The organism is Streptosporangium sp. NPDC003464 (genome assembly GCF_053588315.1).
Map to the genome: position 1 here is coordinate 1 of NZ_JBSFPS010000162.1, position 22,499 is coordinate 22,499.

General features: G+C 71.7%; 19 protein-coding genes. 9 read left to right on the forward strand and 10 right to left on the reverse strand.

The window, feature by feature from the left end; genetic code table 11:
* The first annotated feature begins 447 nt into the window (after positions 1–447).
* A complete protein-coding gene (locus ACWDS7_RS30110) occupies positions 448–1,500 on the forward strand; it encodes an AI-2E family transporter (protein ID WP_451932011.1) in 1,053 nt (350 codons plus the stop codon).
* On the opposite strand, the gene ACWDS7_RS30115 is transcribed toward ACWDS7_RS30110, so the two are convergent.
* Both ACWDS7_RS30115 and ACWDS7_RS30120 read right to left on the reverse strand, forming a co-directional pair.
* The gene (locus ACWDS7_RS30115; protein WP_451932012.1) at positions 1,463–2,080 is read right to left on the reverse strand and encodes a response regulator; all 618 of its coding nucleotides are present in this window, start codon (positions 2,078–2,080) and stop codon (positions 1,463–1,465) included. The genes ACWDS7_RS30110 and ACWDS7_RS30115 overlap by 38 nt on opposite strands.
* Positions 2,077–3,159: a sensor histidine kinase gene (locus tag ACWDS7_RS30120; RefSeq protein WP_451932013.1), complete on the reverse strand. Its 1,083-nt coding sequence runs from the start codon at positions 3,157–3,159 to the stop codon at positions 2,077–2,079. The genes ACWDS7_RS30115 and ACWDS7_RS30120 overlap by 4 nt, the downstream gene beginning before the upstream one ends.
* A 152-nt stretch (positions 3,160–3,311) precedes the next feature.
* Between ACWDS7_RS30120 and ACWDS7_RS30125 the strand changes: the two genes are divergently transcribed.
* Both ACWDS7_RS30125 and ACWDS7_RS30130 read left to right on the forward strand, forming a co-directional pair.
* Entirely contained in the window at positions 3,312–4,307 is a 996-nt protein-coding gene (locus ACWDS7_RS30125) for an ABC transporter permease (RefSeq protein WP_451932014.1), read from the forward strand.
* Positions 4,304–5,011 carry an ABC transporter ATP-binding protein gene (locus tag ACWDS7_RS30130; RefSeq protein ID WP_451932015.1) on the forward strand — a complete coding sequence of 236 codons (708 nt, stop codon included), beginning with the start codon at positions 4,304–4,306 and terminating at the stop codon, positions 5,009–5,011. The genes ACWDS7_RS30125 and ACWDS7_RS30130 overlap by 4 nt, the downstream gene beginning before the upstream one ends.
* Here the strand turns inward: ACWDS7_RS30130 and ACWDS7_RS30135 are convergent.
* Together ACWDS7_RS30135 and ACWDS7_RS30140 are read right to left on the reverse strand one after the other, a co-directional pair.
* Positions 4,991–6,289: an RNA polymerase sigma factor gene (locus ACWDS7_RS30135; RefSeq protein ID WP_451932016.1), complete on the reverse strand. Its 1,299-nt coding sequence runs from the start codon at positions 6,287–6,289 to the stop codon at positions 4,991–4,993. The genes ACWDS7_RS30130 and ACWDS7_RS30135 overlap by 21 nt on opposite strands.
* A 130-nt stretch (positions 6,290–6,419) precedes the next feature.
* Positions 6,420–6,809 (reverse strand): YciI family protein, encoded by a 390-nt coding sequence (locus ACWDS7_RS30140; protein WP_451932017.1) that lies wholly within the window; start codon positions 6,807–6,809, stop codon positions 6,420–6,422.
* Positions 6,810–7,085: 276 nt separating this feature from the next.
* Here ACWDS7_RS30140 and ACWDS7_RS30145 point away from each other — a divergent pair, with 276 nt between their 5' ends.
* Complete coding sequence (locus tag ACWDS7_RS30145) at positions 7,086–7,751, forward strand: DUF6597 domain-containing transcriptional factor (protein WP_451932018.1); 666 nt, start codon at positions 7,086–7,088, stop codon at positions 7,749–7,751.
* Positions 7,752–7,855: 104 nt separating this feature from the next.
* Here the strand turns inward: ACWDS7_RS30145 and ACWDS7_RS30150 are convergent, their stop codons facing one another.
* The 3 genes from ACWDS7_RS30150 to ACWDS7_RS30160 all read right to left on the reverse strand — a co-directional run bounded on the left by ACWDS7_RS30150 (position 7,856) and on the right by ACWDS7_RS30160 (position 11,045).
* Positions 7,856–8,620, reverse strand: coding sequence for an arylamine N-acetyltransferase family protein (locus ACWDS7_RS30150; protein ID WP_451932019.1), 765 nt, complete (start codon positions 8,618–8,620; stop codon positions 7,856–7,858).
* A 158-nt stretch (positions 8,621–8,778) separates the two neighbouring features.
* On the reverse strand, positions 8,779–9,621 hold the full coding sequence (locus tag ACWDS7_RS30155; RefSeq protein WP_451932020.1) for a PhzF family phenazine biosynthesis protein: 843 nt from the start codon (positions 9,619–9,621) through the stop codon (positions 8,779–8,781).
* Positions 9,622–9,659: 38 nt separating this feature from the next.
* Positions 9,660–11,045 carry a hypothetical protein gene (locus ACWDS7_RS30160; RefSeq protein ID WP_306856694.1) on the reverse strand — a complete coding sequence of 462 codons (1,386 nt, stop codon included), beginning with the start codon at positions 11,043–11,045 and terminating at the stop codon, positions 9,660–9,662.
* Between the two features lie 127 nt (positions 11,046–11,172).
* Between ACWDS7_RS30160 and ACWDS7_RS30165 the strand changes: the two genes are divergently transcribed.
* Entirely contained in the window at positions 11,173–11,424 is a 252-nt protein-coding gene (locus tag ACWDS7_RS30165; protein WP_306856692.1) for a lipopolysaccharide assembly protein LapA domain-containing protein, read from the forward strand.
* On the opposite strand, the gene ACWDS7_RS30170 is transcribed toward ACWDS7_RS30165, so the two are convergent.
* Positions 11,381–12,580 (reverse strand): MFS transporter, encoded by a 1,200-nt coding sequence (locus ACWDS7_RS30170; protein ID WP_451932021.1) that lies wholly within the window; start codon positions 12,578–12,580, stop codon positions 11,381–11,383. The genes ACWDS7_RS30165 and ACWDS7_RS30170 overlap by 44 nt on opposite strands.
* A 50-nt stretch (positions 12,581–12,630) precedes the next feature.
* Here ACWDS7_RS30170 and ACWDS7_RS30175 point away from each other — a divergent pair, with 50 nt between their 5' ends.
* From ACWDS7_RS30175 to narI, 4 genes are read left to right on the forward strand one after another with little or no spacing between them, the layout of a single operon-like run.
* Positions 12,631–16,173 carry a nitrate reductase subunit alpha gene (locus ACWDS7_RS30175; RefSeq protein ID WP_451932022.1) on the forward strand — a complete coding sequence of 1,181 codons (3,543 nt, stop codon included), beginning with the start codon at positions 12,631–12,633 and terminating at the stop codon, positions 16,171–16,173.
* Positions 16,173–17,801 carry a nitrate reductase subunit beta gene (gene narH / locus ACWDS7_RS30180; protein ID WP_451932023.1) on the forward strand — a complete coding sequence of 543 codons (1,629 nt, stop codon included), beginning with the start codon at positions 16,173–16,175 and terminating at the stop codon, positions 17,799–17,801. The genes ACWDS7_RS30175 and narH overlap by 1 nt, the downstream gene beginning before the upstream one ends.
* Positions 17,798–18,376, forward strand: coding sequence for a nitrate reductase molybdenum cofactor assembly chaperone (gene narJ / locus ACWDS7_RS30185; RefSeq protein WP_451932024.1), 579 nt, complete (start codon positions 17,798–17,800; stop codon positions 18,374–18,376). Before narH ends, narJ begins: the two co-directional genes overlap by 4 nt.
* A 52-nt stretch (positions 18,377–18,428) precedes the next feature.
* Entirely contained in the window at positions 18,429–19,154 is a 726-nt protein-coding gene (narI, locus tag ACWDS7_RS30190; RefSeq protein ID WP_451932025.1) for a respiratory nitrate reductase subunit gamma, read from the forward strand.
* A 72-nt stretch (positions 19,155–19,226) separates the two neighbouring features.
* On the opposite strand, the gene ACWDS7_RS30195 is transcribed toward narI, so the two are convergent.
* Entirely contained in the window at positions 19,227–20,306 is a 1,080-nt protein-coding gene (locus ACWDS7_RS30195; RefSeq protein WP_451932026.1) for a glycoside hydrolase family 19 protein, read from the reverse strand.
* A gap of 87 nt (positions 20,307–20,393) precedes the next feature.
* Entirely contained in the window at positions 20,394–22,433 is a 2,040-nt protein-coding gene (locus ACWDS7_RS30200) for a carbohydrate binding domain-containing protein (RefSeq protein WP_451932027.1), read from the reverse strand.
* Between the last annotated feature and the right edge of the window lie 66 nt (positions 22,434–22,499).

Consider the following 22,499-nt stretch of genomic DNA (forward strand, 5'->3'; position numbering starts at 1 on the left):
GTGGGACGGGGTTGTGCTTCATGCACTGGCTTTTAACACACTGTTGAGTTCTCAAGAAACGGACGCGTTCTCCGTCGTCCAGGCCATCCGGCCCGACTTCGGGGCGTTCCATTCCGCTTTTCCATCTTATCAGGCCCGCCCGGTCTGTGTCAAACTGTCGCTTTCCGCGTCAGCCGTTCCAGACCCGCCGAACCCGCTAGGATGTCGACCACTCCGCTTCCGGAGCAACCCTTCTAACTTACTCCGACATCCGGCTCTTGTCGAATCGGATCCCGCCGCGACGCACGCGTCCCAGCGAAGGGAGGTGGTCAGAAGGGGTTCCCGAGGCTCTGGCGATCTCCGCCTACCCCCTCGGGCCTGTGAACTCTATGTACGCCGTCCCCTTCCGTCAAATCGACGGCCGGCCACCCGGAGACGTGTTTTCCGCCCCATGGGTAGAGACCCGACATGACGGACCAACGACTGGTGCCCCGGGCACTCATCGGGCTGCTCTGCACCGCGAGTGCCGTGGTCACACTGGCCGGGATCAAAGAGGTCGGATCGATCATCGGCCCCGTGCTGCTGGCCCTCGTGCTCGTCCTCGCGGTCTCCCCGGTCAGGACCTGGCTCCAGAAGCGCGGCGCCCCCGGATGGACGCTGATCGCGGTCCCGCTCACCATCGTGCTGCTCCTGCTGTTGGGCATGGTGACGATCCTGACCATCGCGGTCGCGGAGACGGCCAACCTCGTCCCGGCCTACGGTCCGCAGTTCGACCAACTGCTCGCCGAGGCGCAGAAGCTGGCGGCGAGGTTCGGTATCGGCACCGAGCAGGTGAACCAGACGATCAAGTCGTTCGACCTGGGCAAGATCTTCGCGCTCGTCCAGGGGTTCGCCAGCGGACTGCTCGGCGTGTTCACCAGCCTCATCCTGATCGTCGTCCTGGTGCTGGCCATGTGCCTGGACGCGCGGTCCTTCTCCCGGGTCCTGGCCTCAGGCGCCGCCCACCGACCCAGGCTCGTCCAGGCGCTTGGGGACTTCGCCCACAAGACCCGCCGCTATCTCGTCGTCTCGACGGTGTTCGGTCTCATCTGCTCCGTCCTGGACGTGACCGCGCTCTGGCTGCTCGAGGTGCCCCTCCCGCTGCTGTGGGGGGTGCTGGCACTGATCACCAACTACATTCCGAACGTGGGCTTCGTCCTCGGGCTGATCCCGCCGGCCCTGCTCGGCCTGCTTGAGGGCGGCCCAAAAACGATGATCTTCGTGATCCTCTCCTACATGTTGATCAATTTCGTGATCCAGTCGCTCATCCAGCCCAAGTTCCTCGGCGACGCCGTCGGCCTGTCCACGACCATGACACTGCTGTCCCTGCTGGTGTGGGCGTTCGTGCTCGGCCCGCTGGGCGCGCTGCTCGCCATCCCCCTCAGCCTGCTGGTCCGGGCGCTGCTCATCGACAGCGATCCCGACGGAGAGTGGGCCGCGGCCCTCATCTCCGGAGAAGTCCCCGCCGGCGAGCGGCCATGACCGCTCCGGTCCGGTTGTCCACCTCCAGCTTCGCGTAGATGTGCACCAGATGGCTCTTCACCGTGGCCTCGCTGATGAACAGCTCCCGGGCGATCTGCCGGTTCGACAGCCCGTCTGCCACCAGGGCGACGATCTCGACCTCCCGAGGGGAGAGCGGCGCCTGCGGTGACCGCATCCGGGTCACCAGCCTGGCCGCGACCGGCGGGGCGAGGATGGTCTCCCCCCGCACCACCGCCCGGATGGCGTCGAGCAGGTTGTCGGTGGGGGCGTCCTTCAGCAGGTAGCCCGCCGCCCCCGCCTCGATGGCGGTGAAGATGTCGCCGTCGGTGTCATAGGTCGTCAGCACCAGCACCCGGGGCGGGCGTGGCAGCCGGCCGATCAGCCGGGTGCTCTCCGCGCCGGACATCCCGGCCCCCAGGCGCAGGTCCATCAGCACGACGTCCGCGCCGGGGGCCAGCCGTACGGCTTCCTCGCCCGTGGCGGCCTCACCGACCACGGCCATGTCGGCGGCCTGGTCGAAGACCGCGCGCAGGCCCTTGCGCACGACGGGGTGGTCGTCGACGAGCAGCAGGCGGATCACGGCACGGGGAGGGTGACGGCCAGGGCCGTACCGAGGCCGGGGGCGGACTCGACGGTGACCGCGCCGCCGAGTTCGGCGGCGCGGTCACGGATGAAGCCGAGACCGTTGCCCGACCTGGTCAGCGGGTCGAAGCCGCGCCCGTCGTCCACGATGTCCATCGCCACTTCGTCCTCCATGTAGGTCAGCGTGAGCGCGGCCCTGCCCGCCTCCGCGTGCCGGGAGACGTTGGCCAGCCCGCCCTGGGCGATCCTGAGCAGCGCGATCTCGGCCCGGCGGGGCAGCGTGTACGGCTCGCCGTCGAGTTGGAAGGCGGCCCCCTCGCGGGAGCAGAGGCGGCGCAGCGCCTCCTCCAGGGAGCCGTCCAGGCCCGGCGGCGTCAGGGCGTGGACGAAGCGGCGCGCCTCGGCGAGGTTGTCCTCGGCCGCGCGCATCGCCTCCCCCACGTATCCCGCCGGGTCCGGCGGGGCGGCGCGCAGCAGAAGGACGATGCTGGACAGGCCCTGGGCGAGGGTGTCGTGGATCTCCCTGGCCAGCCGCTGGCGTTCGGCGAGCACCCCGGCCTCGTGCTGGGTCTCGGCCAGCTCCGCGCGCGTGCGGGTGAGCTCGTCGATGAGATCGCGGCGGCGCTCGCTCTCCCGGTACAGGGCCGCGTATCCGGTGACCATGAGGGTGGCCGCCAGCGCGCCGATGACCGGGCCGACCACCTGGGCGGGGTTGAGCGGGGGGTCGTGCAGGGCGAGCGTGCCGACGCTGACCGCGGTGAGGGCGATCACGGCCGGGACGCCCGCGCGCAGCGGCAGCAGGTGCAGGCAGACGAAGAACAGCGGGAACGCCAGCCAGACGAAATCCATGGTGAGGAGGCCGAGCACCGTCCAGATCAGGATGACGGCCGCCAGCCAGAGCAGCGACGCCGTGCGGCGCCGGCCGAGGGCGAGGCCGGCCGCGTAGACGGCGCCGAGCAGGACGCCCCCGGCCAGGGCCGCCCACGATCCGGACAGGCGGATCAGGCCGATCGCGAGCAGCGCGTAGAACACGCCGTGCAGGCCGGACCTCAGCAGCCGCACCGCCGGAATCTCCATCTCCCCTCCCATATGTCCAGGTTAGAAGGGGCGCGAGGGGTGCTCGCATCCAACCTTCGGTTGATCCGCGGACCGATCGGAGGCGCGATGCCCCGGACGGGCGGGACCGGAGAGCCTGGCGGGTGTCAAGAGGCAACCGACCGGAGACCCACGTGTTCATCGCATTGAGAGACATCCGATCCGCCAAAGGACGGTTCACCCTCATGGGTGCCGTCGTGGCGCTCATCACCTTGCTCGTCGTCCTGCTGTCAGGACTCACCTCCGGGCTCGCCGGGGAGAACATCTCCGCCATCGAGAGCTTGAAGGGTGACCGGATCGCGTTCGGGGGCGAGGAGATCTCCTTCTCCGGCAGCACGGTCACCGCCGCGCAGTGGAAGGGTCTGGGCGGGCAACCGCTGGGGATCACGCAGACGCAGCTCACCCATGACGGCGCGGGCCAGGCGGTCGCGGTCTTCGGCTCGGAGTCCCTGGGCCCGGTACGGCAGGCGGACGGCGAGCTGGCCGTGCCGCCCGGCCTCGACCTGGCCCCGGGGGACACCGTGACGATCGGCGGCCGGCCGTACCGGGTCACCGCGATCGGCCCGGACCTCTCCTACGGCCACACTCCCGTGGTGTGGTCCACGCTCGCGGACTGGCAGCGCCTGGCGCACGCCGCGCCGGACACCGCGACCGTGGCCGTGCTGAGCGGTGACGCCCCCGGGCGGACGCTGGGCACGCGCCCCGTCACCAAGGAGGAGTCCCTGGCCGGGATCGGCTCCTACGCCTCCGAGAACGGCTCGCTGACGATGATGCGGGGTTTCCTGTTCGCCATCTCGGCGCTGGTCATCGGGGCGTTCTTCACCGTGTGGACGGTTCAGCGCCAGGGGGACATCGCCATCATGAAGGCGCTCGGCGCGTCGAGCGGCTACCTGATGCGCGACGCCCTGTCCCAGGCGCTGATCGTGCTGATGGTCGGCGGCGGGATCGGCGGGGCCGCCGGGCTCGGGATCGGGGCGCTCGCCGAACGGGTCATGCCGTTCGTGGTCGACGTCTCGACGACGCTCACGCCGGTACTGGCCATGATCGCCCTTGGGATGGCGGGGGCCGGGCTCGCCGTCCGCCGCATCACCTCCGTCGACCCGCTGATCGCCCTGGGGAGCGCCCGATGAGCCTGGAACTGACCGACCTGCGCCTCACCTACGCCGACGGCGACACCACGCTGGTCGCGCTCGACGATGTGTCCCTGACCGTGCGGCCCGGGGAGCTGGTCGCGGTGGTGGGGCCGTCGGGATCCGGCAAGTCCAGCCTGCTGGCCGTCGCCGGGACCCTGCTGCGGCCCGGCTCCGGCCGGGTCGTCATCGCCGGGACCGACGCCTCACGGCTCGGGGACAGGGAGCGTACGGCGCTGCGCAGGGAACGGATCGGCATCGTCTTCCAGCAGGCCAACCTGATCGCCTCGCTCACCGCGCTGGAGCAGCTGCGGGTCATGGACCACATGCGGGGTGGCAACTCCGGAAGGGCCGCCGACCTGCTGCGGACGGTGGGACTGGCCGGCAAGGAGAACCGGCGGCCGCACCAGCTCTCCGGGGGCGAGCGGCAGCGGGTCAACATCGCTCGCGCGCTGATGAGCGACCCGGCCGTGCTGCTGGTCGACGAGCCCACCTCCGCGCTGGACCACGCGCGCGGCACGGAGATCATGGGGCTGCTGGCGGAGCTGACCGAGGAGCGCGCGGTCGCGACCCTGCTGGTCACGCATGACGTCGCGCAGATCGGCCACGCGCACCGGGTCACGGAGATGGACGACGGCCGCCTGTCGGAGCGCCGGGTCGGTCTCCCGCCGGGGATCCCGGCACTACGGCCGGGGGTCCGGTAGCGGTCCCGGCCCCGCCGCCGGCGCGCACGCGGCGGCACGGTCGAGCAGCAGCGTGCGCTCACGTCCGTTCCGGGTGAGCGAGGCCGCGCGCTCGAACTCCGCGTGCGCCTCGTCGAGGCGGCCGAGCTTGGCCAGGAGGTCGCCGCGCACGCTCGGCAGGAGGTGGTAGTCCTTGAGAGACGGCTCGGCGGCCAGCTCGTCGACGAGCCGCAGGCCGGTGGCGGGGCCGAAGGCCATGGAGAGCGCCACCGCGCGGTTCAGCTCCACGACGGCGGAGGGGACGAGCCCGGCGAGCGCCTCGTACAGCGCCGCGATGCGCATCCAGTCGGTCTCCTCCGGGGTGTGCGCCCGGGCGTGGCAGGCGGCGATCGCGGCCTGCAGGCCGTAGGGGCCGAGGTCGCCGCCGAGCGCCTCGGCCCGCTGGAGCGCCGCCAGACCGCGGCGGATGAGGAGCCGGTCCCAGCGCGCGCGGTCCTGGTCGAGCAGGAGGACGGGCTCCCCGGACGGGCCGGTCCGGGCGGCCGAGCGCGACGCCTGGATCTCCATCAGCGCGACGAGGCCGTGGACCTCCGGCTCCTCCGGCATGAGCTCGGCCAGGACACGGCCGAGGCGGAGGGCGTCCTCGCAGAGCGCCGGCCGCATCCAGTCGTCACCGGCGGTCGCCGAGTAGCCCTCGTTGAACACCAGGTAGATGACCTCCAGCACGGACGACAGCCGGCCGGCGCGGTCGGCCCCCTGCGGGACCTCGAAGGGGACGCGCGCCTCGGCCAGGGTCCGCTTGGCGCGGACGACGCGCTGGGCGACGGTCGACTCGGGGACGAGGAACGCCCGTGCGATCTCCTCGGTCTTCAGGCCGCCGAGCATGCGGAGGGTGAGCGCGACGCGGGCCTGGGCGGACAGGACGGGGTGGCAGGCGGTGAACACCAGGCGCAGGAGGTCGTCCTCGATGTCGTCGTCGAAGGCCGCCTCGACGCCGGCCGCGGCCCCCTCCCCGCCGATCTCAAGCTCGTGGCCGAGCTCTTCGACCTTGCGTTCGAGCCGCTGCCGCCTGCGCAGGAGGTCGATCGCGCGGCGTTTCGCGACGGCCATGAGCCAGGCGCCCGGATTACCCGGGATGCCCTCCCGCGGCCACTGTTCGAGGGCGGCGACCAGCGCGTCCTGGGCGAGGTCCTCTGCGGTGCCGATGTCACGCACGATCCGCGCGAGACCGGCGATGAGCCGCGCCGATTCGATCCTCCAGACCGCGTCGATCGCACGGTCTGTCTCGGAAGCCGTCACGGCCACCAATCAGAGCAGTTCCCTCCGTACCACCGCAAGACGATCCGGGCGTCTGTCGACTTTGACAGCCGGGCGGGTCGGGCCGGCCGGGTCCGGCCGGCCCGGGTCCCGCCTGGCCTGGCCCCGCGTCTCAGTCCTGACCGAAGCCGAGGGCGAAGTCCTCCGGGCCGAGCAGCTTGCGGACCTCGGACTCGCCCTCCCAGCCCGCCCAGTGCTCCTGGTGGAGCCGGAGGAAGCGCGCCGCGAGCTCGACCGCCTCCTCCTTGGACTTCACCTGCACCAGCGCGTAGCTGGCGATCAGCTCCTTGGTCTCGGTGAAGGGGCCGTCGGTCGTGGTCAGCTTCCCTTCGGAGAGCCGGATCCGCGCGCCCGTCGCGCTCGGGGCGAGCCCGCCGGTGTCGAGCAGCACGCCGGCCTTGGCCATCTCCTCGCCGTGCTTGGCGATGGCGTCCATGAGCTCCTTGGGGGGAGCGCCCAGCGCGGAGTTCTCTTCGGTCTTGAGCAGCAGGATGTATCGCATCGTCGTGTCTCCTTCTGTGTCGGGTCCGGTGACCTGTGTCGGGTCCGGCGCCGGGCTCCCCGGCCCACTGGGACCCGGCGCTACTTACGCGTCGACCGAGAGACTTCCGGATCGACACGGCCGGTGGATTTTTTTCTGGAAATCTCCCCACGATTTTTCCGGCACCTCCCCGTGGCCCCCGCCACGGGCGGCCGGCGGAGCCGTACTCCCGGCGGGCGCCCCGCCCCGGTCCGGGCTCCGGGAGTGTCGGGACCCGGCCGGCCGTAGCCTGGGGGCATGTACCGCGAGTGGGCCCCGGATCCGGCGATCGCCGGGCGAGTGACCTGCCTCTGGACGTCGACGGCGGACTCGGCGACGACGAGCCTGGTGGTCCCCGACGGCTGCGTCGATCTCATCTGGGGGCCGGACGGTCCACAGGTCGCCGGCCCCGACACCGGGCCGAAGCCCGTCCGGATGTCTCCCGGCGACCGCTACGTCGGGATCCGGTTCCGGCCCGGCGCGGTGGGCGAGGTGTTCGGCGTGCCGGTCGAGGCCCTGCGTGACCTGCGGGTGCCGCTGGCCGAGCTGGGCGTGCTGCCGGAGCTGACGGTCGAGACCATGCAGGAGGCCCTGACCGTGCGGCTGCGTACGGCGCCCGGACCCGACCCCGCCGCGCCGGCGATCGCGGCGGCGCTGCGGACCGGGCGGAGCGTCGCGGAGGTGGCCCGGGACCTCGGGCTCGGCGAGCGGCAGCTCCACCGCAGATCGCTGCGGGCCTTCGGGTACGGCCCCAAGACGCTCCAGCGGATCGTCAGGTTCCAGCGGGCGCTGCGGCTGGCCCGGCGCGGGACGGCGCTGGCCGAGGTGGCCGTGGCCAGCGGATACGCCGACCAGGCGCACCTGGCCAACGAGGTCAGGCGGCTGGCCGGGGTCCCGCTGGGACGGCTTCTGAACCGGCGGTAGGGGCGCGGGCCCCGGTGGCCGGTCGGCGGGCCGGGCCCGGACGTCCGGCCCCGGCGTGGGACGGGTGTCCCCGGGCCGCGGGGGGTTCGCCGCCCACGGCCGTCTCATCCGTCTGATCGTCGAGGTGCCGTAGGCAGCCGGGTCAGCTCGATGCCGAAAAGGTCGCGGTAGGCGGCGAACGTCTCGGCGTCGGTGGTCAGGCGCCGTTCCCGGCGTCCGTCCGCCGAGGTCTCGATGAGCAGCCTGTCGCTCAGCGTGACGCGGCCCGTCTCGGTGAGCAGCGAGCAGACGAGCGACCGGGTGAAGTGCGACTTGGGCGAGGTCTGGTGCCACCAGCAGGCCGGCTCGAAGTCGGCCAGGGCACGCGGCCGCTGTTCGAGGCGGTATTCCAGCGAGCCGTTCTTGAACACGTCGAGGTCGCCGTCGCGGGCCTCGGCGACGCGGAAGGTGCCGCCGGGGTCGGACTGGTCGGTGCGCAGGTCGAGGCGGAGCGGGTGGTGGCTGAACGTGCCGAAGCCGACGTCGACGAGCCACGGGTCGGGGGCGTCGACCCGCAGCGCGAGGTGGTCGAAGGGCGGCCCGAGGGAGTCGTCGCCGACCGGCCGGGCCGACAGCAGGGTCACCTGGTAGCCCAGCGAGCGCAGCAGCGCGGCGAAGGCCCCGTTGACCTCGTAGCAGAAGCCGCCCCGGTGCCTGCCGACGACCTTCTCGACCAGTTCCCGCTCGTCGAGCACGACGGGTTCGCCGAGGTGAACGCTCAGGTTCTCGAACGGGACCGTCAGCAGGTGGCGCAGTTGCAGCTCGCGCAGTGACCGCGCGTCCGGGGCCGCGGGGCGGGCGGCGCCGATCCGCTTGAGATATCCGTCCATGGCCTGATTCACTCACATCGCGGACCGGCCGCGCCATCGGGCCCGATCACCACGGACCGGTCGCTGCCGGCCCGATCACCACGGACCGATCACCACGGACCGGTCGCTGCCGGCCCGACCGGCGTGGACCTGCCGCGCCGTCGGGCCCGGCGCGGGACCTACATCTCGACGGCCCCGCCGCTCACCCTGGTGCGCCCGTCGGCCTCGGCGATGGAGACCTTCAGCTCGCTGGGCTGTCCCATGTCGACGCCCTGGATGATCGTGAACTCGTCCGAGCCGGTCCCCAGGATCCGGAGGTAACCGCCGAAGGCGGCGGCCGCGGCGCCGGTGGCCGGGTCTTCGACGACGCCGCCGATCGGGAAGGGGTTGCGGGAGTGGAAGCGCTCGTCGCTCTCCCGCCAGAACAGGTTCACCGTCGTCCAGCCCTCGCGCGTCATGATCGAGCGCAGGCCCTCGAAGTCGTAGTCGAGGTCCGCGAGGCGTTCGCGTGATCCTGCGGCGAGCATGAGGTGGTCGTTCCCGCCGAAGGCGACGTGCGGCGGGAACGCCCTGTCCAGGTCGTCGCGGGACCAGCCCAGCACCGCGAGCGTCTCGTCCAGCACCGGCTCGGCCACCGGCCTGGACCGCGTGGGCACGCTGGTGAGCGTCGCGCGCAGCGTCTCGCCGTCGACGAGGGTGTCCACGGCGATCTCGCCCGCGTTGGTGCCGAAGACCAGTGGCCCGGTCCCGAGCCGCTCGGCCAGGGCCACCGAGGCGGCGATCGTGGCGTGGCCGCAGAAGGCCACCTCCGCCGTGGGCGCGAAGTAGCGGACGCGGAAGGCGCGGGCCTCGTCGTCGCGTCCGGTGATGAAGGCGGTCTCGGAGTAGCCGACCTCCGCGGCGATGGCCAGCATCTCGCTGTCGGACAGTCCCGCGGCGTCGAGGACGACGCCGGCGGGATTGCCCCCCTTGGGGTCGTGGGTGAAGGCGGTGTAGCGCAGGATCTCGATGTCGTCCGTCACATCTGCGAACATATCGGGCGCGATGCCGGCCCGGCCCTTCAGGCGGACGCGGGGACGGGCGCGTGCGGCGCCGTGTCCGGCGTCCGGGCGGGAGTCTTGGGCCCGCGACGGCCCCAGGGCATGGCCAGGGCCAGGATCGGCAGGAGCACGATGGAGCACTGGGCCCAGATCGAGTGGAGCTCCCACCAGGTATTGGTGTCGAACTGGGTCATGTAGAGGTAGCCGTATCCGGCCCAGAGGGAGACGCCGATGATGGCGGGCCAGGCGAAGCGGGTGGGGCGGGCCACCAGGAACGGCATGAACCACAGCAGGTACTGCGCGCCGAGGCGGGGGGTGGCGACCATGAAGGCGAGCAGCAGGGCGGTGGTGAGGTCGACCGGGTCGGCGCGCCGCCACAGGAAGGCGACCACCAGCAGCGTGATGTAGATCAGCCGCGTGCCGAACGTGGCGATCCCGGCGTCGAGCGTCCAGTCGCCGCCGACCAGGATCGCGCTGTAGCCCCACTCGCCGACGATCGGCCGGATGTCCTGGATCACGCGGATGACCTCGGGGATCTGGCTCAGCGAGGTGCCCGCGAAGACGGGCAGGGTGACCAGGAAGAAGACCGGGGCGACGCCGGTGGCGACGAACGCCACGGCCCGCGCGCGGAAGGTGGGCAGCAGCAGGAGCATGCCGGGGATCAGCCAGATCGGCCAGCTCTTGGCGCACAGGGCCAGGCCCATCAGCAGGCCGGCGAGCAGCGCCCGGCGGAGGGTCTCCTTCTCGCCGGGCTGCGGGGCGAGCGCCCGCCGCACCACGCCGACCGGGCCCAGGGCGTGCCGTACGGCGCCGCCGACGCCGAGGGTCGCGACGCTCCGCCGTACCAGCGCGGCCACGTCGGTCGTGAGGCCCGGCCGGTCGGGGCTGCCGGGGCCGCGGGCGACCACGAACGCGGCCACGCCGAAGACCAGCGCGACCGGCTCGACCTGGCCGTGGACGGAGGCGACGAGGATGGCCAGCGGGTTGCAGGCGTACTGGAAGGCGCGCAGCGAGGCGGTGGCGCCGCCGGCGAGCCTGCCGACCAGCGGGATCAGCGCGATGTCGGCCACCACGGTGACCAGCCGGCCGCCGATCTCCCACGGGATGCCCAGCCAGAGCAGCAGGCCGTACACGTAGGGGATGGTCGGCAGGAAGTGCCAGCCGCCCTCGCTGCCGAGCACGGGGTCCTCACGGTTCAGGATCGCCTCGCCCGCAGGTCTGAAGCTCTCCATGAAGTCGACCGGCTGCCAGGTGTCGATCGCCGAGGTGGTCATGATGAGCACCCGGAACCCGATCCCCACCGCGAGGATGGCCAGCAGGGAGGGCCGCCACCCCTTCCACTGCGCGACCAGAGCGAGCACGACACCTGAGACGAGGACGAGCCCCGTGAGAATTGCGTAATCCATGACGGGTAACAGACTGCCGGAAGCCACGGCCAACCACCCACCCGGTCGTCAAAACGAGACCAGTCTCTCAGCTTTCCTACCCTAGAGTAGTTGAAAAGTCGCATTCCGTGGTGAAAGGGGGTAGGACATGACAAGGACACCGGCGGACGGGCCCCGCCCGTCCGGCGGCCGGCTGGCCGCGATCTCACCGCGCGGGTGGACCGCCCTGGCGCTGGCCGCGCTCGGCGTGATCTTCATCGCCCAGAACCGCGACCGCGTCCGGATCCAGTGGCTGACGTTCAGCGTGACCTCGCCGCTGTGGACCGCGCTGCTGGCCGTGATGCTGGTCGGCGTGCTCATCGGCCTGCTGCTCCGCCGCCGGCCGTCAAAGCGGAGGTGAACGCCCTGCGGGTGTAGAGCAGCGCGGCCAGGGCCGTCACGGCGAGCAGGACGTAGCCGATCACGTAGGTGCCGGCGGCGGTGTAGACGACGCCCATGACCAGCGGCGGGAAGTAACCGCCCAGGCCGCCGGCCGCGCCCACCAGACCGGTCACGGTGCCCACCCTGGACGGCTCGACGAGCCTGGCGACCAGGGCGAACACGCCGCCGGTGCCGAGGCCGAGGAAGAAGGCCATCAGCACGAAGCAGCCGCCGGCGGGGATCTCCGCGGGCGGGTTGAAGGCCAGGACCAGCGCCATGACGGTGGTCCCCGCGAACGACACCAGCAGCACCCGCACCGGGCCGACCCGGTCGGACAGCACGCCGCCCAGCGGCCGGGCGGCGACGGCGGCGACCGAGAAGCCCGCGTCGCGCAGGCCGGCCCCGGTCTGCGAGAAGCCGTAGACGTTCTGCAGCAGGGTCGGCAGGTAGGTGGAGAAGGCGACGAACCCGCCGAAGGCGACGGCGTAGAGGAACGCGCACTGCCAGGTGGCCCTGAGCTTCACGGCCTCGCGCATGCGGGGCAGCGCCGGAGCGGTGGACGGCTTCCAGGCGGGCGAGTCGCGGCTGAACAGCAGCATGACGACGGCCATCACCGCCAGCGCGGCGGCCATCAGCAGGTGGGTCTGGATCCGGCCGACGGACTCGACCAGACGGGGGGTGAGGAACGCCGACAGCGCCGTGCCGCCCATGCCCGCGCCGAAGACGCCGGTGGCGAAGCCGCGGCGGGCGGGGGCGTACCAGGCGTTGACGAAGGGGATGCCCACCGCGAACGAGGTGCCCGCGACGCCGAGCAGGAAGCCCCACACCAGCAGCCATCCATAGGAGTCGACCCAGCCCACGAGGATGACGGGGACGATGCTGACGGCGCAGACGACCGCGAACATCAGCCGCCCGCCGAGCCTGTCGGCGAGCACCCCGACCGGGATCCGGCCGAGGGATCCGACCAGCACCGGGATCGCGACCAGCAGGGAGGTCTGGGTCGGCGACAGGCCGAGCTGCCTGCCGTAGCCCCCGGCGAGCGGGCCGATCAGGTTCCACGCCCAGAAGGTGATCGCGAACGCGGCCGTGGCGAGGACGAGGTTGGCCGTCTGTCCTTTGCGAAGTTCATCCGACATATATACCCCCGAACACCGCAAATATTAACTGTCTGTGATGAACTGGACACATGGCGTCCGATGTCGAGAATCTACTCCTCAGGACAGGCCGGTTCTTCAGAAGGGCACCGGCGAACGAAGATCCGCGAACGCTGTATCTGGTCGGGGGCCGCGAGGGCGACTCCTTCTACCGGGACCGCTGGAGCCACGACAAGGTGGTCCGCTCCACGCACGGGGTCAACTGCACCGGCTCGTGCTCGTGGAAGGTCTACGTCAAGGACGGGATCATCACCTGGGAGACCCAGCAGACCGACTATCCGAGCGTCGGCCCGGACCGTCCCGAGTACGAACCGCGCGGCTGCCCCCGGGGCGCGGCCTTCTCCTGGTACACCTACTCCCCCACCCGGGTCCGCTACCCCTACGCGCGCGGGGTGCTGGTGGAGATGTACCGGGAGGCCAGGCGCCGGGGCCTCGACCCGGTCGCCGCCTGGGCGGAGATCACCACCGACCCCGGCAGGCGGCGCGCCTACCAGGCCGTCCGGGGCAGGGGCGGGCTGGTCCGGATCGGCTGGCCCGAGGCGACCGAGATGATCGCCGCCGCGCACGTGCACACGATCAAGACCTACGGCCCGGACCGGGTGGCCGGGTTCTCCCCCATCCCCGCCATGTCGATCCTCTCCCACGCGGCCGGCTCGCGGTTCGTCTCGCTGATCGGCGGGGCCATGCTGTCGTTCTACGACTGGTACGCCGACCTGCCCGTCGCCTCCCCGCAGGTCTTCGGCGACCAGACCGACGTGCCGGAGTCGGCCGACTGGTGGGACGCCGCCTACCTGGTGCTGTGGGGCGCGAACGTGCCGGTCACCAGGACCCCGGACGCGCACTACATGGCCGAGGCCCGCTACCGGGGCCAGAAGGTCGTCGTGGTCTCGCCCGACTACAACGACGCGGCGAAGTTCGCCGACGAATGGCTGGCGATCCGGCCGGGCACCGACGGCGCGCTGGCCATGGCGATGGGCCACGTGATCCTCAGGGAGTTCTTCGTCGAGCGGCAGGTGCCGTACTTCACCGGCTACGTCAAGCGCTTCACCGACCTGCCCTTCCTGGTCAGGCTCCGCGAGCGCGACGGCGCCCACGTGCCGGACAAGTTCCTCACCGCCGCCGACCTGGGCGACACCGGCGAGGGCGCGCGCTGGAAGACGGTCCTGATGGGTGCCGACGGCCGGCCGACCGTGCCCAACGGCTCGCTCGGCTTCCGCTGGACCGACTCCGGCAAGGGCCGCTGGAATCTCCACCTGGACGTCGACCCGCTGCTGACCCTGTACGGCGGGCAGGCGGTGGCGGTCGACCTGCCCCGCTTCGACGGCGGGACGGGCGGCGTGCGCCGGGGCGTGCCGGTGCGGCGGGTGGGCGAGCACCTGGTGACCACGGTCTTCGACCTCATGCTCGCCCAGTACGGCGTGGCCAGGGACGGCCTGCCCGGCACGTGGCCCGGCGGCTACGACGACCCGGCCGGGCCGTACACCCCCGCCTGGCAGGAGCCGATCACCTCGGTCCCGGCGGGCCGGGCGGTGCGGATCGCCCGGGAGACGGCGGAGACGGCGGCGAAGACCGAGGGCCGCTTCATGATCGTGCTGGGCGCGGGCACCACGCAGTGGTTCCACGGCGACACGATCTACCGGGCGTTCCTGTCGCTGCTGCTGCTCACCGGCTGCCAGGGCGTCAACGGCGGCGGCTGGGCGCACTACGTCGGCCAGGAGAAGTGCCGGCCGCTGGCCGGCTGGGCGCAGCTCGCGGGCGGGCTCGACTGGTCCCGGCCGCCGAGGCAGGTGCCGGGCACGCCGTACTGGTACCTGCACACCGACCAGTGGCGCTACGACCGCTTCGACGCCGGGGAGCTGTGCTCGCCGCTGGGGCCGGGCGAGTTCGCCGGCCTGCACACCGCCGACCTGGTGGCGCAGGCGGTGCGCAACGGCTGGATGCCGATGGCGCCCGCCTTCGACCGCAACCCGCTGGAGCTGGGCGAGGCCGAGGACCCGGTGGAGTTCACCCGCCGGGAACTGCGGGAGGGCAGGCTGAGGTTCGCGGCCGAGAGCCCGGACGATCCGCGCAACTGGCCGAGGGTGCTCACGGTGTGGCGCTCGAACCTGCTCGGCTCCTCGGCCAAGGGCAACGAATACTTCCTGCACCACCTGCTGGGCACCGGCTCCAACCTGCCGGCCCCCGACCCGGACGCCCCGCACGGCAAGCTCGACCTGCTGCTGTCGCTGGACTTCCGCATGACGTCCACGACGCTGTTCTCCGACATCGTCCTGCCAGCCGCGACCTGGTACGAGAAGCACGACCTGTCATCGACCGACATGCACCCGTTCGTGCACGCCTTCAACCCGGCGATCGACCCGCCCTGGGAGACGAAGACCGACTTCGACGCCTTCCACGCCATCGCGGCCCGCTTCTCGGAACTGGCCGCCGAGCATCTGGGGGTGCGCCGGGACGTGGTGGTCGTCACCCCCCAGCACGACACGCCGGGAGAGACCGCGCAGCCCGGCGGCCGCCCGCCGGACGGGCCGGTCGTGCCGGACCTGGCCGTGGTGGAGCGCGACTACGGCGCCGTCGCGGCGAAGATGGCCGCGCTCGGACCGCTCACCGAGAAGCTGGGGCTGCCGGTCAAGGGGGTGGTCTTCAGGCCCGACGCCGAGGTGGCCTGGCTCGGGCGGAGCAACGGGCTGGCCCGCGACGGGGTCGCCCAGGGACGCCCGCTGCTGGACACCGGGGCCAGGGCGTGCGAGGCGGTCCTGGCGCTGTCGGGCGTCAGCAACGGCCGGCTGGCGGCGCAGGGCTTCGCCCAGCTGTCGGAGCGGACCGGGACCGACCTGTCGGGGCTGGCCCACGACGGCCACCGGATCGTCTTCTCCGACACCCAGGCCCGGCCGGTCCACGTCGCCTCCAGCCCGGAGTGGTCGGGCAAGGAGGCGCACAACCGGCGCTACTCGCCCTTCACCATCAACGTCGAGCACGGCAAGCCCTGGCACACGCTCACCGGGCGCATGCACTTCTTCCTCGACCACGACTGGATGCACGAGTACGGCGAGGCCCTGCCGGTCTACCGACCGCCGCTGGACATCGTGGCGCTGTTCGGCGAGGACGAGCAGGTGCGGGACGGGATCGTGGTCCGCTACCTCACCCCGCACTCCAAGTGGTCGATCCACTCCGAGTATCAGGACAACCTGCTCATGCTGACCCTCTCGCGGGGCGGTCCGACGATCTGGATGTCGGTCGAGGACGCCGCGGCGGCCGGGGTGGCCGACAACGACTGGGTCGAGGCGGCCAACCGCAACGGCGTGGTCGTGGCCAGGGCGGTCGTGTCGCACCGGATGCCGGCCGGGACCGTGTACATGTACCACGTGCAGGAGCGCGTGGTGGACGTGCCGCTCTCGGAGCGGACGGGCCGCCGCGGCGGCATCCACAACTCGCTGACCCGGGTGCTGATCAAACCGACGCACATGATCGGCGCGTACGGGCAGCTCTCGTACGCCTTCAACTACCTCGGTCCCACCGGCAACCAGCGCGACGAGATCACCGTCATCCGCCGCCGCTCGCAGGAGGTCGACTACTGATGCGTGTCATGGCCCAGATCGCCATGGTGATGAACCTCGACAAGTGCATCGGGTGCCACACCTGCTCGGTCACCTGCAAGCAGACGTGGACCAACCGGAGCGGCGTGGAGTACGTCTGGTTCAACAACGTCGAGACGAGACCGGGGCTGGGCTACCCGCGCCGCTACCAGGACCAGGAGAAGTGGCGGGGCGGCTGGGAGCTCGACCGCAAGGGGCGGCTGACGCTCAAGTCCGGCGGCCGGCTGCGCAGGCTGCTGAGCATCTTCGCCAATCCGATCATGCCGTCCATCCAGGACTACTACGAGCCCTGGACCTACGACTACGAGAACCTGACCTCGGCGCCGCTGTCGGCCGACACCCCGGTGGCCCCGCCGCGCTCGCTGATCAGCAACGAGCCGATGGCCGTGCGGTGGGGCGCGAACTGGGACGACGACCTCGGCGGCGGTCCCGCGCTGGCGGCCCGGGACCCGGTGGTGGAGCGGATCGGCGACCGGGTGCGGCTCGACTTCGAGCGGGCCTTCATGTTCTACCTCCCCCGGATCTGCGAGCACTGCATCAACCCGGCGTGCGTCGCGGCCTGCCCCTCGGGGGCGTTGTACAAGCGCACGGAGGACGGGATCGTCCTGGTGGACCAGGACCGGTGCCGGGGCTGGCGGATGTGCGTCACCGGATGCCCGTACAAGAAGGTCTACTTCAACCACCGGACCGGCAAGGCCGAGAAGTGCACGTTCTGCTATCCCCGGGTGGAGGTCGGGCTGCCGACGGTCTGCTCGGAGACGTGCGTGGGGCGGCTCCGCTATCTCGGGGTGCTCCTCTACGACGCCGACAAGGTCACCGCGGCCGCCTCCGTGCCCGACGACCGGGACCTGTACGAGGCGCAGCTGTCGCTGTTCCTCGACCCCCGGGATCCGGCGGTGGCCGAGGCCGCGACGCGCTCGGGCATCCCCGACGACTGGCTGGAGGCCGCCAGGAGGTCCCCGATCCACGACCTGATCATGAAGTACCGGATCGCGCTGCCGCTGCATCCGGAGTTCCGCACGATGCCGATGGTCTGGTACGTGCCGCCGCTGTCGCCCGTGGTCGACGCGCTGGCCGGCAGCGGGCACGACGGCGAGGACGCCGGCAACCTGTTCGGCGCGATCGAGACTCTGCGCATCCCCGTGGAGTATCTCGCCGAGCTCTTCACCGCCGGGGACCCGGCGCCGGTGACGGCCTCGCTGCGGCGGCTGGCCGCGATGCGCTCCCACATGCGCCGGATCAACCTCGGCGAGGAGCCCGACCCGTCGATCGGCGCGCGCGCCGGACTGACCGGCGAGGACATCGACGGCATGTACCGGCTGCTGGCCCTGGCCAGGTACGAAGACCGTTACGTGATCCCGACGGCCTACGCCACCCGGCCCGGGTCGGTCGAGGAGATCGGCTGCAGCCTCGACTACGAGGGCGGCCCCGGCATGACGGGCCCGTTCGGCGAGACCTCCGGGCAGCCGGTGCCGGTGTCGGTCGAGAGCTTCCACTCGCTCAGGCAGCGCCAGACGAGCGAGGAGGTCACCCACGAGCGCGTCAACCTCCTCAACTGGGACGGCAAGGGCGTCCCCGAGGGCATGTTCCCCAAGAGGGAGGACCGATGAGCGGCCACCCGGCCGGCCACGGAGCGGACCGCGTGGTGTGGCAGGCCGCCGCGCACCTGCTCGCCTACCCGGACGAGGACTTCTGGGCGCGGCTGCCGCTGGTCCGCCAGGCGGCGGGCGCCCGCTTCGGACCGTTCCTGGACCACCTCGCACGGGTGGACCGGGGCGCGCTGGCCGCGCACTACGTGGAGACCTTCGACTTCAGGCGCCGCTGCTGTCTCTACCTGACCTACTACGTCGACGGGGACACCCGGCGGCGGGGCGAGTCGCTGGCGGCGCTGAAGGTCCGTTACCGGGCCGGCGGGTGGGAGCTGTGCGGCGACGAGCTGCCCGACTACCTGCCCGTGGTGCTGGAGTTCGCCGCGCTCGCCCCGGACGGGGCCGCGATCCTGCGGGACAACCGGGCCGGGCTGGAGCTGCTCCGGCTGGCGCTGCGCGAGTGCGCCTCGCCGTACGGGTCGGTGATCGACGCCGTGTGCGCCACGCTCCCGCCGCTCAGCGGCGCCGAGCGGGCGCTGGTGGCCCGGCTGGCCGGCCAGGGGCCGCCGGCGGAGTCCGTGGGGGTCGACAGGTGAGCGGGCCCGCGAGGCGCGTGGGGCCGGCGGGCACACCGGGGAGGGGGCGCGGGTGAGCTGGACGGAGATCGCATTCTGGGTGGTGGCGCCGTATCTGACGCTGGTGCTCCTGGTCGGCGGGCTGATCTGGCGCCACCGCTACGACAGGTTCGGCTGGACCACCCGCTCCTCGGAGCTGTACGAGAGCCGGCTGCTGCGGATCGGCAGCCCGCTGTTCCACTTCGGGCTGCTGTTCGTGATCATCGGCCACGTGTTCGGGCTGGTGATCCCGGAGAGCTGGACCAGCGCGGCGGGGCTGAGCGAGGCGGCCTACCACGCGGCCGCGCTGGCCGTGGGGGGCGTCGCGGGGTTCTGCACGCTGGCCGGGATCGCCCTGCTGATCTACCGCCGCCGCACCACCGGACCGGTCTTCATGGCCACCACGAAGAACGACAAGATGATGTACGTCGTGCTGGTCGCCGCGCTGCTCGCCGGGCTGATGACCACGCTGCTCAGCGCCGCCTTCCAGGCCCACGACTACCGCCGGACGGTCTCCCCGTGGTTCCGCGGGATCTTCTACCTGCAGCCCGACGCCGCGGCCATGGTCCGCGCCCCGTGGACCTTCAAACTGCACACGCTGGTCGGCATGCTGCTGATCGCGCTGTTCCCCTTCACCCGCCTGGTCCACGCCTTCGCCGCCCCGGTGGGCTACCTGTTCCGCCCCTATGTGGTCTACCGCAGCCGCGCCGCGACCGACCGCCAGGCCGTGCGGGCCCCTCGACCGGGATGGGACCGGTGAGCGAGGAGGGACCGGCGCATGGTCCTGGCGGCCGGGGGCGGAACGCCCGCGGCGACGTCCGGGGGCGTGCGCTCAGCAGCTCAGGTTGCCGCCGGGGGTGGTGCCGAGGATCTGGACGAACCGCTGGTAGGCGTTGATCCGGCTCTGCACCTGCGCGGGGTTCCTGCCGTTGCACTCCAGGGCGCCGTTGATGCTGCGGATCGTCTCGCCGAAGCCGGCGCCGTTGACCATCGCGTTGTGCGGCGTCATCGTGCCGGGGCCGTTCTGGGTCATCCAGTACCAGATACCGGTCTTCCAGGCCACCGCCGGGTCGTTCTGCACCAGGTTGGGGTTGCGGAGCAGGTCGATGCCGAGCGCGTCGCCCGCCGCCTTGTAGTTGAAGTTCCAGCTCAGCTGGATCGGACCGCGCCCGTAGTAGGCCGCCTGGCCGGCGGGGCAGCCGTAGGGCTGGCTCGCGTCGCAGTAGTGCGGATAGTTCGCGGTGTTCTGCTCGACGATGTGGACCAGGCCGCCGGTCTCGTGGTTGACGTTGGCCAGGAAGGCCGCCGCCTCCTGCTTCTTGACGGTGTCGCTGCCCGTCCTCGCGAAGCCGGGGTAGGCGTTCAGCGCCGTGACCAGGCCGTTGTAGGTGTAGAAGGGGTTGCGGCTCGGGAACATCTGGTCGAACTGCGCCTGGCTCACCACGAAGCCCGAGGAGGGCGGGTCGGTCGGTGGCGTGGTGGGACCGCAGGGGTGCGGCTCCCAGTACCACGTGCTGATGACCGGGTCGTAGCCGGGATTGTCGTGCTCGGCCCGGTAGAACTTGCCGTCGGTGTACTTGACGATGTCACCGGTGACGTACGGCCGTCCGGCCACCCAGTTCGGGTAGGAGCAGCCCGGTCCGGAGGTGGGCGTCGGGGTGGGGGTGGTGCCGCCGCACGTCCCCTGGTCCGCCCAGACGTCGGCGGTGCCCGGGACCTCGTTCTGGGTCCACCACTTCGCCGACCAGTTGTGACCGTTGTGGGAGGCGACGGCGCCGCCGGTGTAAACGGCCCCGGAGTTCCACGGGGTGGCGCAGCTCGCGGCGGAGGCGGAGGACATCGGCACGACGACCGCGAGCACGCCCGCGACCGCCAGTGCGGCCAGTGCCGCCATGATGCGGTTTCTCGACATTCGATCACTCCTTCACGCGGTGGGGGCCGCGCAGGTGGAAGGTGACCTCGCCGCCGGGAGTCCGTCTCTCCCGGCGGCGAGGGGCTCTCAGCCCAGGCCGTTGAGGTAGGCCCGGTGGCTGCGGGAGAACTCGAAGGAGTTGTACTTGTCCCAGTTGATCGACCAGGTCATCAGGCCGCGCAGGTTCGGGTAGACGCCGCGCGGCTTGTACGGCCCGCAGTTGGTGCCCTTGGCCAGGCAGTCGAAGGCCTTCTGGACCTCGGCCACCGTGGTGAAGCCGTTGCCCGCGTAGGCCGCAGCGGGCAGGCCGATGGCGACCTGCTCCGGGCGCAGGGCGGGGAAGACGTTGCCGGGGTTGCCGGCGATCGGGAAGCCCGCCAGGAGCATGTCGGTCATGGCCACGTGGAAGTCGTGGGTGCCCATGGTGTGGTACTGGTTGTCGAGCCCGGTGATCGGCCCGGAGTTGTAGTCCTGGACGTGCAGCAGGGTCAGGTCGTCCCGCATCGCGTGGATGACGGGGAGGTAGGACCCGGCCCGCTGGTCGGCCGAGCCGTTCGCGCCGGGGCCGTAGAACTGGTAGCCGAGCTGGACGAAGAAGGTCTCCGGGGCCATGGTCAGCACGAACTTGGCCCCGTATCTGGCCTTGAGGGTCTTCAGCGCCGAGATCAGGTTGACGATGACCGGGGTGGTCGGGGCGGCGAGGTTGGTGTCGCCCGGGTTGAGGTAGAGCGAGTGGCCCTCGAAGTCGATGTCCAGCCCGTCGAGGCCGTACCTGTCGATGATGGCGCTCACCGACTGGACGAACTTGTCACGCGCGGCCGTGGTGGTGAGCTGGACCTGGCCGTTCTGGCCGCCGATCGAGATCAGCACCTTCTTGCCGAGTGCCTGCTTGGCCCGGATCCCGGCGATGAAGTCGGCCTCCGGCTCGACGCCGGGGCACTCGGCGGCCGGGCACTGCTGGAAGCGGATGTCGCCGGAGGTCACCGAGGTCGGCTCGCCGAAGGCGAGGTTGATGATGTCCCACTCGTTCGGCACGTCGGCCATCCGGATGTAGCCGGAGCCGTTGGCGAACGAGGCGTGCAGGTAGCCGACCAGCACCCGCCTGGGCAGGTCGCCCGAGCCGCCGCCGACCGTGGCGGAGACCTGGCCGGACCTGGCCGACTCGCCCGCCGGGTTGTGGGCGCTCACCTGGTAGGTGTGGACGCCCGCGCCGGGGCGGTCGGTGTAGGTGGTGGTGGCCGGCGAGCCGACCTTGGCGCCGTCGCGGTAGACGTTGTAGCCGGTCGCGTTCGAGGAGGCGCTCCAGCGCAGCGTGACGTCCGCGCCGCTGACCGTGGCGGTCAGCCCGGCCGGGGTGGCCGGGGGCGGCGGGGTGTCGTTGCCGACCGTCACCGAGACCTGGTTGGACCTGGCCGACTCGCCCGCCGCGTTGACGGCGCTCACCTGGTAGGTGTAGCTGCCCGGACCGGGGTTCTCGGCGTGGGTCGTGCCGGTGACCGTGGCGACCTTGGCGCCGTCGCGGTAGACGTTGTAGCCGGTCGCCCCGGCGGAGGCGGTCCAGTTCAGGGTGGCGGTGGTGACGTTGCCCGTGCCGGTCAGGCCGGTGGGCGCCGCGGGGGGCTGTCCCTGGCCGGGCGGGCCGTCCAGGACGACGTCGTCGGCCTGGTAGGCGCCCTGGCCGTACCAGCCGTTGACGTGGATCGTCACCGACGTGGTCGCGGCGCCCGTGGTGAACGCCCTGCTCAGCTGGGAGTAGGCCGACGGCGACGACGTCCACGTGCTCTGGTCCGTCGTCCCGGTGCCGCTCACCCCCAGGAACACGTAACCGCCCCGCACCCACGCCGACAGCGAGTACGACGAGGACGGCTTCACGCTCACCGTCTGCTGACAGCGCGCGGTGTCACTGCCGGCCGGCGTCGCCTGCAGCGCCTTCGACCCGCCGTGCACCGGTGACGACACCGCCGTGGCACCCGAGGACGCCGAACACGTCCACCCCGCCAGGTCGCTCTCGAATCCCGGATTCGACGCGATGTTGGCGGCGTGGGCGGGCGACGCGGCGAGCATCGTCCCGCTCAACGCCAGTACGGCCGCCGCCGCGAGTTTCCTGAGGTTCAACCGAAGATTCATGACCTGCCTCGTGAGGCTGAGTAGGGGTGTCACGGTGGCGGGGCCCGCACCCCGGTCACGGGGTGC